General features: G+C 74.1%; 7 protein-coding genes and 1 pseudogene. 3 read left to right on the forward strand and 5 right to left on the reverse strand.

The features are described 5' to 3' along the window. Positions 1-1,063 (forward strand): annotated as a pseudogene (locus tag HLB15_RS21050) (hypothetical protein); the annotation flags it as partial. Positions 1,064-1,150: 87 nt separating this feature from the next. On the opposite strand, the gene malQ reads toward HLB15_RS21050, so the two are convergent. The 3 genes from malQ to HLB15_RS21065 all read right to left on the reverse strand — a co-directional run bounded on the left by malQ (position 1,151) and on the right by HLB15_RS21065 (position 4,879). Next, positions 1,151-3,379: a 4-alpha-glucanotransferase gene (malQ, locus tag HLB15_RS21055; protein ID WP_171108365.1), complete on the reverse strand. Its 2,229-nt coding sequence runs from the start codon at positions 3,377-3,379 to the stop codon at positions 1,151-1,153. A 102-nt stretch (positions 3,380-3,481) separates the two neighbouring features. Then, a complete protein-coding gene (locus HLB15_RS21060; RefSeq protein WP_171108346.1) occupies positions 3,482-4,504 on the reverse strand; it encodes a mechanosensitive ion channel family protein in 1,023 nt (340 codons plus the stop codon). Between the two features lie 141 nt (positions 4,505-4,645). Continuing rightward, positions 4,646-4,879 carry a PTS sugar transporter subunit IIB gene (locus HLB15_RS21065; protein WP_171108350.1) on the reverse strand — a complete coding sequence of 78 codons (234 nt, stop codon included), beginning with the start codon at positions 4,877-4,879 and terminating at the stop codon, positions 4,646-4,648. Positions 4,880-5,033: 154 nt separating this feature from the next. Here HLB15_RS21065 and HLB15_RS21070 point away from each other — a divergent pair, with 154 nt between their 5' ends. Continuing rightward, positions 5,034-5,417: a globin gene (locus tag HLB15_RS21070; RefSeq protein ID WP_308424941.1), complete on the forward strand. Its 384-nt coding sequence runs from the start codon at positions 5,034-5,036 to the stop codon at positions 5,415-5,417. A 49-nt stretch (positions 5,418-5,466) separates the two neighbouring features. Continuing rightward, a complete protein-coding gene (locus HLB15_RS21075) occupies positions 5,467-6,420 on the forward strand; it encodes an acyl-CoA thioesterase (RefSeq protein WP_171108355.1) in 954 nt (317 codons plus the stop codon). A gap of 46 nt (positions 6,421-6,466) precedes the next feature. On the opposite strand, the gene HLB15_RS21080 is transcribed toward HLB15_RS21075, so the two are convergent. Next, positions 6,467-7,111, reverse strand: a complete 645-nt coding sequence (locus HLB15_RS21080; protein ID WP_171108359.1) for a hypothetical protein — start codon at positions 7,109-7,111, stop codon at positions 6,467-6,469. A gap of 160 nt (positions 7,112-7,271) precedes the next feature. Beyond that, positions 7,272-7,769, reverse strand: a complete 498-nt coding sequence (locus tag HLB15_RS21085) for an acyl-CoA thioesterase (protein WP_171108362.1) — start codon at positions 7,767-7,769, stop codon at positions 7,272-7,274. Positions 7,770-7,877 lie beyond the last annotated feature (108 nt).

Consider the following 7,877-nt stretch of genomic DNA (forward strand, 5'->3'; position numbering starts at 1 on the left):
GCCGCCGCCCCCGCCGCCGCCCGGCGAGGGTCCCGGCGAGGAGCCGGGTGCTCCGTCCCACGAGGAGCACCCGCCCACCGCACCGACCCCCGTGCAGCAGGGGCCGGTCCAGCGCGTGTCCGCGTCGAACCGCATGCCGCCGGCCATCTCACCCGCGAACCAGTTCGCGCAGGCCGTGACCCCCGCGCCCGCGGCGCCGGGGGCCCCGGTCGTGCACTCCGTGCACAACGGGGCGAACGGCGGGGTGGGCTCCGGGGTGAGGTCTGCCGACCCGGCGATGACGCAGCAGTACTACGCGCAGCAGCCACAGCAGCAGTACCCGCAGGGCTACGCGCCGCAGCCGCAGGCCTACCCGCAGCAGGCGCCCCAGCCCCAGGGGTACGCGCCGCAGCAGGGCTACGCCCCCCAGACGCCGCCCGGCGGCCAGTACGCCCCGCAGGGCTACCCGCCGCCCCAGGGCTACGACCAGTACGGTCAGCCGGTCTACCCGCAGGCCGGGTACGGCGCCGCGCCGGAGCCCGAGCCGCGCCGTCGGCTCAGCCCGGGCTGGATCGCGTTCATCGCGCTCGACGTGGTGCTGGTCGTCGCGGCCATCGTGTTCGCGGCGAGCCTGTTCTCGTCCGACGACGACCCGGCGGGCAGCCCGTCGACGGTCGCCGAGCAGTCGACCGAGCCGTCGGCCCCGACCGGGCTCGAGACCAACGGTGGCGCCGACGTCGAGACGTTCGCCGCGCCGTCGCTGAACATCACGTGCACGATCTCCGCGGACGCCGCGGCCTGCGGCATCGCCGAGCTGAACCAGAAGCCCGCACCCGACGACTCGTGCGGTGGCGCGTCGGGCTTCGTGGCCAAGGTGGACTCGAGCGGCAACGTGACGCAGCCGTGCATCCCGCGCGAGGAGCAGCCGAAGAAGGCGCCGAAGAAGACCGCGATCCTCCAGTACGGGGAGTCGAAGTCGGCGCACGGGTTCACGTGCACCAGCGCCGAGACCGGCATGACCTGCGTCGTCGACGAGAGCAAGGCCGGCTTCTCGATCGCCCGCGCGGGTATCGGGCAGGCCTGACGCCGGGCCCGCAGCACGCGAGCCGGGTGCCGGCCCCCGTCCTGGTCAGGACGGGGAGCCGACACCCGGCTCGTGTGCGTCCGGGACCTACTCCTCGTTGAGCACCGCCACCAGCGACCGCAGCCGCGGGTTGGCGAACAGGTCCTCCAGCAGGACGACGGCGCCCGTCGAGTCGGCGAGCGGCACCTTCCAGTTGGGGTACTCGGTGTCGGTGCCGGGCTGGTTCTGGGCGCGCCGTTCCCCCACCGCGTCGGTGAGGTGGACGCCGACCAGCGCCGCCGGCGTGTCCCGCAGGTACCTGTGCAGCCCTTCGACGAGCTCGCGCTCCGACGGGTCGAACGTCGTCAGGCCGCGCCGCGACAACGCTTCCACCAGCGACTCGCGCTCGGCGCGGGCCTTGCCGCGCAGCACCGTCGCGTCCTCCGTGAGCAGGCCGAGCCGCTCGCGCAGGTCCACGTGCTCACCGGCGAGGTACCCGGCCGTCGGCGGGAGGTCGTGCGTGGTCACGGTGGCCAGCGCGGCGCTGCGGTAGGCCTCGGGCTCGACCGGACGGCCGTCCTCGTCGCGCTCGAAGAGCAGCACCGAGGTGCCGAGGATGCCGCGCTCGGCGAGGTAGTCGCGGATCCAGGGCTCGAAGGTGCCGAGGTCCTCGCCGATGATCGTCACGCCGGCCCGCTGCGCCTCGAGGCACAGGATGCCGATGAGCGCCTCGTGGTCGTAGCTCACGTACGCGCCGGCGGACGCGCGCGCCCCGCCCGGGATCCACCAGAGGCGGAACAGTCCCAGGACGTGGTCGATGCGCAGGGCGCCGCAGTGCCGCATGGCGGTGCGCAGCAGGTCGCGGTACGGCGCGTAGCCAGCCTTGGCGAGCGCCTTCGGGTGCCACGGCGCCGGGCTCCAGTTCTGGCCCTGCTGGTTGTACATGTCCGGCGGGGCACCGACCGAGACGCCCCGCGCGAGGACGGCGGCGTCGGCCCACGAGTCCGCGCCCTCGGGCGACGAGCCGACCGCCAGGTCCTTGAGCACGCCCAGGCGCATGCCCGCGTCCAGCCCGGCGCGGTGCGCGGCCCGGAGCTGCTCGTCGACCACCCACTGCAGCCAGCAGTAGAACTGCACGCGGTCGGCGCGCGCGCTGCGCAGCGTCGCGACGCCGGGCGAGGAGGGGTCGGCGAGCTCGGGCGGCCAGTCGCGGCCGTCCAGGTGCTCCGTGATCGCGCACCAGGTCGCGAAGTCGATGAGGCCCTTGCCCTGCGCGAGCACGTACTCGTCGAAGGCGGTCTGCCGGGCGGCCGAGCGGGGCGCGGTATAGACGACCTCGAGGGCCGCCTTCTTGGCCTCCCAGACGGCGTCGCGGTCGATCGGCCCCGCGTCCTCGGACAGCTCGCGCACCGGCTCCGCCGCCCACTCGACGAGCGAGCGGTCGGCCGCCGAGAGGTACGCCGTCTCGCGGATGTCCTCGACCCGGATGTAGAGCGGCGACATGAACCGGCGCGACGTCGGCAGGTACGGGCTCGGTGTCACGGGCGTGATCGGCTCCGTGGCGTGCAGCGGGTTGACGCCCACGAAGTCGGCGCCGCCGTTGTGCGCCGTCTGCCACGCGAGGTCGCCCAGGTCGGCAAGATCACCCATGCCCCAGGAGTCGCGCGAGCGCACCGAGTAGAGCTGGACGAGGAAGCCCCAGGCCTGCTTGCGGGCGACCTCCTCGGGCAGCGCGAGCCGTTGCGGCGTCACGACGAGCGACGCCTGCGCCGTCTGCCCGCCCGACTCGGCGTGCAGCGTGTGCCAGCCGAGCGGGAGGTCGTCGGGCACCACGAAGGTCGCCCGGCCCACCTTGCGGCTGTCCACCGTGCGCGGCTCGACGAAGACGTCGGCCTGCCGCAGCGGCACGCGGGTGCCGCGCACGGTCGCGAACGAGCCGGTCGCCGTGCCCGTCTGCTGCGGACCGGTGACGCGCCACGGCGTCGCACCGGCCGGCATGACGGGCGCCTCCGACAGCTCGAGCTCGACCCAGACGGACACGTCGGCACCGTCGGCGACGTGCACGGGCACCTGCGCCTCGGTGCCCTCCCGCACCACGACCGTCGGGGGCAGCACGGCACGCCACTCGTCGTCCCTGCTGCGCTCGAGGCTCGCCGTGACGGCGGCAGGCGTCGACGCGGGCACGCCCAGCGCCTCCAGCACCGCGACGAGCGTCGACGCGCTCACCTGCTGCAGGTTCCCGTCGTGGTCGGTGTACTCGCACTGGACGCCGTGCGCCGCCGCGAGCTCGGCGAGCTCGGGCGGCACGGTAGAGCCTTCCTGGCCGGGCCCGTTCATCGGTTCGTCGGTCACAAGGAAAGATCTTGCCAGTTCCCGGCGCTCACGGGGCGTAAGGCGGGCGTGTCCGGCCAAATGGCCGACCGGCGAGCCTGCCGGGGCTCACCCCTGCTCGCGGGTCGCGCGCTCCGCCGCGGCGGCGTCGACCGGCCCCGAGCTGGCGACGATGCCCTGCTGCAGGAGCGCCGCGTGCGCCGCGCTGCGCAGCGCCCGGGCGACGAGCCACTGCTGGGCCGGCCGCACCTGGGCATGCAGCGTGAAGGTCAGGCCCAGGCGGTCCACCGCGTCGACGCCGCGCACCGACGGCGTCTCCAGCAGGCTCTCCGCGACCTCCGGGTCCTGCTGCACCGCGTCGACGGCGCGCCCGAGCGCGGCGCGCACGACGTCGACGTCGACGTCGGGCGGCACCTGGATCGAGGCCACGGCGCGGCTCCACTCCTGCGTGCTGTTGCCGGCCCGCAGGATCTCGCCGTTGCGGACGTACCAGAGGGTGCCGTCGAACGCCCGCACCTGGGTCAGCCGCAGGCCCATCGCCTCGACCGTCCCCGAGACCCCGCCACCGAGGTCGACGATGTCCCCCACCCCGAACTGGTCCTCGATGAGCAGGAAGATGCCCGAGATGAAGTCCTTGACCAGACTCTGGGCGCCGAAGCCGATCGCGACGCCCGCGACCCCCGCGGTGGCCAGCAGCGGCGCGATGTTCAGCCCGACGGTCTGCAGGATCCACAGGGCCATGACGGTGCCGATCACGATGTTGATCGACGAGTTGAGCACCGAACCGACCGTCCGGGCCCGCTGCGCCCTGCGCTCGGCGGCGCGCGGGTTGGCGGCGACGAACACGTCGGCGAGGGCCTGCGGCGAGAGGGCGTTCTTCTTGCGGCGGCGGCCGTTCGTCCCGATGTCGGTCGGGGCCGCGTCGCCCGGCGCCGCGGCCCGCCGCTCGACGGCACGCGGCTTCTGCCCGTTCGCGATGCGCTCGGCCAGCGCGGTGACCACCCGGCGCAGCACCCCGATCGCGATGGTGCCGAACAGCAGGATGAGGATGATCGTCAGAGGCTTGTCCAGGAACCAGTCCCAGAAGTCCTCCGCGTTCTCGAAGAGGGAGGCGGCAACAGAATCGAGCACGGCGCCCAACCTACCGGGCAGCGACGCGCTCGCCCGCCGGGTCCCGCACGGTACGTGCGACTCCTGCGCGACCTTCACAGGCCGTTCGCGTCGCGGTCGCGGGCGCACCCGGCCCGACCGCGACGCGAGCGGCGCGCGTCACTACACCCGGAGCGTGTCGAGCTCCGCGGCGAGGTTGTCGGCCTCCGGCCCGACGATGACCTGGACCACCCGGCCGGAGCGGACGACGCCGAACGCCCCCGACGACTTGAGGCCCGGCTCGTCCACGAGGGAGGGATCGCTCACCTCGACCCGGAGCCGGGTGATGCAGGGTTCCAGCTCGACGACGTTCGAGGTTCCCCCGAGGGCCGCGAGGATCTGGTCAGCCTTGGACATGTGTCATCTCCCACCGTGCGTCGCTGCAGGTCTGCGACCAGCCTATCGGCACAGGCAAGCCTTCTGCCCGCCCTGGTGTCGATCTGCTCACACGGCGTGCCGCGCGGGCGTCCGCGGGGCCGTCGCGTCACCGGCTGGTGGCAGGATGACAGGCGTGACAGAGGAATCCTTCTACGACGCGGTCGGCGGGCACGACACGTTCGTCCGCCTCGTCGACGCGTTCTACGACGGCGTCGCGGACGACCCGGTGCTGCGCCCCATGTACCCCGAGGAGGACCTGGGGCCGGCGAAGGAGCGGCTCACGCTCTTCCTGGAGCAGTACTGGGGCGGCCCGACCACGTACTCCCAGCAGCGCGGCCACCCCCGGCTGCGGATGCGGCACGCGCCGTACAAGGTGAACCCGGACGCCCGGGACCGCTGGCTCGCGCACATGCGCACCGCGGTGGACGGCCTGGGGCTCGCCCCGCTCCACGAGTCCCAGCTCTGGGACTACCTGGAGCGCGCGGCCTTCAGCATGATCAACACGTTCGACGACTAGCCGGACGCTCCGCCAGACGACGAGACAGAGCACGAAGGAGACGCCCCGCGTGGACGCCACCCCCACACCCCCTTCCCCCGGCCAGGACCCGGACGCCCAGCCCGACGCGCTCGACCGCCTCCTGGAGGTGCTCGAGCTGCGGCACCTGGAGGGATGGGGCCCGCGGGGCGAGGAGGACGTGCTGCGCGGCGCCAGCGTGCCCGGCCCGGCCAACCGCGCCTACGGCGGGCAGGTGCTCGCGCAGGCCATCCTCGCCGCGGACCGCACCGTGCCGGAGGGCCGGCTGATCCACTCCCTGCACGGCTACTTCCTCCGCGAGGGGCGGCTCGAGGAGCCCATCGACTTCGCGGTCGAGCGGCTGCGCGACGGGCGCTCGTTCAGCGCGCGCCGCACCCACGCGATCCAGTTCGGCAAGCCGATCCTGTCGATGATCGCCTCGTTCCAGGAGGACCAGCCCGGCTACGAGCACCACATGCCGATGCCGCAGGACGTGCCGCCCCCGGAGGAGGTCGGCTCGGCGTTCGAGGAGCTCGCCGACCTGCCGCCGGGCGTGGACGCGCGGGCGCGGTTCTGGGCCGACTCGGCGTTCGAGCTGCGCCACGTGGGCGGCTCGCTCTACCTGCACCCCGACACCGCCGTGGCCGAGGGCGGCAGGCCGCCCGCCACGCAGCTCGTGTGGATGCGCACGCGGCGCCCGCTCGCCGTCAAGGAACAGTCCATGCACCGCGCGCTGCTGGCGTTCGCGTGCGACCAGCTCATGCTCGAGCCCGCGCTGCGCGCGGCCGGCAAGTCGTGGCAGGAGGTCGGCGCCTCGGTGCCGATGGCGAGCCTCGACCACGGCATGTGGTGGCACCGCGACGTCCACGTGGACGAGTGGATGCTCTTCGTGCAGACCTCCCCCACCGCGCAGGGCGGCCGCGCGCTGGGCACCGCCGGCGTCTACCAGGACGGCGTCCTGGTCGCCTCGGCCGGCCAGGAGGGCATGATCCGGCTGCCCGCCTGAGGCCCGCCCGACGCCTCGGTCCCCCGCGGCGGGCGCCGGGCCCGGGCTAGGCCCCGAGCTCGGCCAGGCGGTCGCGTGCGGCCTGCACGGCCCGGCGCACCCGCTCGACCTCCTGCGCCGTGGCCCGCGCCTCGACCCGGAGCTCGCCCGCGCGCACGAAGAGCGCCAGCGCCTCGCCGAGGTACGGCCGGGCCTGCTCGGCGTGCACGTCGAGCGCCTGCTCGTACCGGCACAGCCCCCAGTGGTACAGGGTGCGGAACTCGAGCCGGCGCGCGTGCTCGATGCTCGCGGCGTGCTCGCCGTGGTAGCGCGTCGCCTCGAGCGCGAGCCCGAACAGCAGGTCGGCCTCCGCGAACCGGTGCCGCCGCTGGAGCACGTGAGCGAGCCGCAGCACGGGCGCGACCGCACCGAGCGGCACCTCGTCCGCGTGCGCGTGGGCCGCCGCGACCTCGTCGGCCGGGCCGCCCGCCAGGCCGACCGCGCGCCAGCCCAGCCGCTCGGCCTCGGTGAGCTGCGCGTCCGGGTCGTCGGAGTCCGGCGCGAGCGCCCGCAGCAGGTCGACGCGGGCGGCGAGCAGCTCGTCGCCGCCGTCCCTCGCGAGCTCGGCGAGCAGGGCGCGTGCCGCCGGGACGTCGTGGACGACCTCGTGCAGCGAGACCGGGTCGACGTGATGCGGGGGCAGCTCCACCATTCCTCCGTCTCCGAACCAAGGCGGATGAACCTACCAATTCGGACAGGAAGACACCACTCGGCGGCTCCGTCGACGCCCGATCACCTTTCAACCCGACGTTTCTCGTCTTTGAGGGCCGCCAAAGGCGAGAAACGTCGGGTTGAAAAGTGATCCGCGGTGCTCAGCCCCGGCGGAAGGTGATCGGCTCCTCCTCGAACTCCTTCCACGCCAGCCGCTCGGCCTCCGTGAGGCGCCGCGGGTGGTTGGTGGCGGCATCGACGAACACGAGGGTCGTGGACGCCCGTGCGTACGGTGCGCCGCCCGACGTCGGCCCGCTGCGGGGCATGCTCGCCGCGCCGTCGTGCACCTCGTAGCAGACCTCGGCGCTCGCCCCGCCGATGCGACCGAGCCACATCTCCACGCGCACGGGCGTCCGGGTGAACAGCAGGGGGCGCAGGTACTCGATGCGCTGGCCCGCCACGAGGGTGTGCGAGTCGGCGTCCGGCCCCGTCGGCACCACCGCCGTCGGCCACGCCTCGCCCTCCGGCGCCTCGGGGTGCTGCCAGAAGGCGGTGATGCGCGCGTCCTCCAGGAGGCGGAACATCGCGACGTTGTTGACGTGCTGATACGCGTCGAGGTCGGACCAGCGCAGCGTGACGGGGACGTGCAGGCGTGTCATGCGCCTATCCTCCCCCGGCGACGCAGGTGCTCAGGCCGCGGCGCGGGAGGCCGCCGCGCGGCACGCCGCCAGCCGGTCGAGCTCCTCGGCCACCGGGGTGCGCACGAG

The sequence above is a fragment of the Promicromonospora citrea genome (assembly GCF_013004695.1).
In the GTDB taxonomy this organism is placed as follows: domain Bacteria; phylum Actinomycetota; class Actinomycetes; order Actinomycetales; family Cellulomonadaceae; genus Promicromonospora; species Promicromonospora citrea.

Excerpts from the sequence above, each read along its gene's own strand:
- HLB15_RS21065 (WP_171108350.1), bottom strand. The coding sequence starts at position 4,879 with ATGTCCAAGGCTGACCAGATCCTCGCGGCCCTCGGGGGAACCTCGAAC.
- HLB15_RS21080 (WP_171108359.1), bottom strand. The coding sequence starts at position 7,111 with ATGGTGGAGCTGCCCCCGCATCACGTCGACCCGGTCTCGCTGCACGAG.
- HLB15_RS21085 (WP_171108362.1), bottom strand. The coding sequence starts at position 7,769 with ATGACACGCCTGCACGTCCCCGTCACGCTGCGCTGGTCCGACCTCGAC.
- malQ (WP_171108365.1), bottom strand. The coding sequence starts at position 3,379 with ATGAACGGGCCCGGCCAGGAAGGCTCTACCGTGCCGCCCGAGCTCGCC.